The organism is Streptomyces sp. NPDC045022, from assembly GCF_056432605.1.
In genome coordinates this window covers 1-1,259 of sequence record NZ_JBWKIR010000087.1, presented here as the reverse complement: position 1 = coordinate 1,259, position 1,259 = coordinate 1, and the positions used below count along the sequence as shown (strand labels likewise).

Annotated in this window: 1 protein-coding gene; it reads right to left on the bottom strand. The window is 66.9% G+C overall.

Annotated features, from left to right (window positions below; all coding sequences use genetic code 11):
• Positions 1–106 precede the first annotated feature (106 nt).
• Complete coding sequence (locus AC07C1_RS41270) at positions 107–646, bottom strand: peptidase inhibitor family I36 protein (protein WP_478947251.1); 540 nt, start codon at positions 644–646, stop codon at positions 107–109.
• Positions 647–1,259 lie beyond the last annotated feature (613 nt).

Sequence of the window (1,259 nt, the reverse complement as noted above, 5' to 3'; positions counted from 1 at the left end):
CTGGAGACAACAGGCGAAGGCTTGAAAGACACAACATCAGGCTCCCACCAACAAGCCCGTCATACCCACTGAACTAACGAAAAGATCAGTAAGGGCTGGCCCGTAACTACCGTTCGTCGTCTGTGCCAGCGGACTCTTGGATACGTCGCCTGGCGGTTTGAGCGGCGGCACGCGGCAGGCTGCTCAGCCTTGCTGGCCGCTGGCCACACCACCGCCCTGCAGGCGGCGAAGGCCCTCGAAGGCCCTCGCCGACCGGCTTGCCGCCGAACACCAGCTGGTATTCGTCTTCGGTGCGTGTGGTGTGGCCGGGGCCGGGGTGGGCGACGCCGGGGACCATGGGGTGGGCGTCGTCGAGTTCGATGGTGCTGAAGGTGTCGTCCGGCAAGGGGGCGGTGTCGTTGTCGGCGATGATGAGCTGGAGGCGCGAGCGGTATGCGTCGGTAAGGGCTTTGAAACGGCGGTAGATGCGCCGGCCTCGTTCCTGGTCGTAGTTGTCCTTCTGGTAGACCCGGGCGGTGCGGCTGCTGTTGTTGATGATGGAACTGCCCTTGCCGCGGATGTAGTCCGGCAGGTGGCGCACGGACCCGTCGACGGCGCGTTTGACGTAGGGCTTGCCGTTGAAGTTGATGTCGGGGTAGATGCACACGAACCCGCGCGGGCACGCGATCTGGTCCCGGCCGCGGCGGGGGCGCCCGCCAGGGTCGTGGCGTGGGCGGGTGCGAAGCCAGCCAGTGATGCGGCCAGGACGGTTGGAACGGCGGCAGCGAGCAGCGCGGTGGCCCCTGTGCGGGGGCGATGTAGACGCGGAAGTCTCATGACATCCGTCTGTCCAGGCGGAACGGTTCGCCATTCCGCCTCCCACCGACGTTCATTCAGATGAGCGGCAACACCGGCGCTGGCCGCTGTCGTGCCGCATGAGTTGCTGCTGCGGTGCGTGAGGGGCGGGGCTGGGGGAACCATGCATGGGGCGCGGTGCCCTCGCATAGGCCCCCGCTGAACTGGTCCAGGTTCGCACGCAGTTGGCCGCAAGGCGTTGGGCGGACAGCAGGGCGTCCCGCTCGACCGCCGACGCGAGCGATGCCGCGTCCGTATGCGGCCCCGGTTCGTGGCCGGTGTAGGCGAGTTCAAGGAGCCACATGTACGCGAGGAGGCTGTGGGCCACATGGGCCTGTGTGAGGTCGTGATCATTCTCGGGTTCTGGTCCCATGCGGGGGTGGGACCTGGTAGGACGCTGGGTGTGACACGTACGCAACTCACCG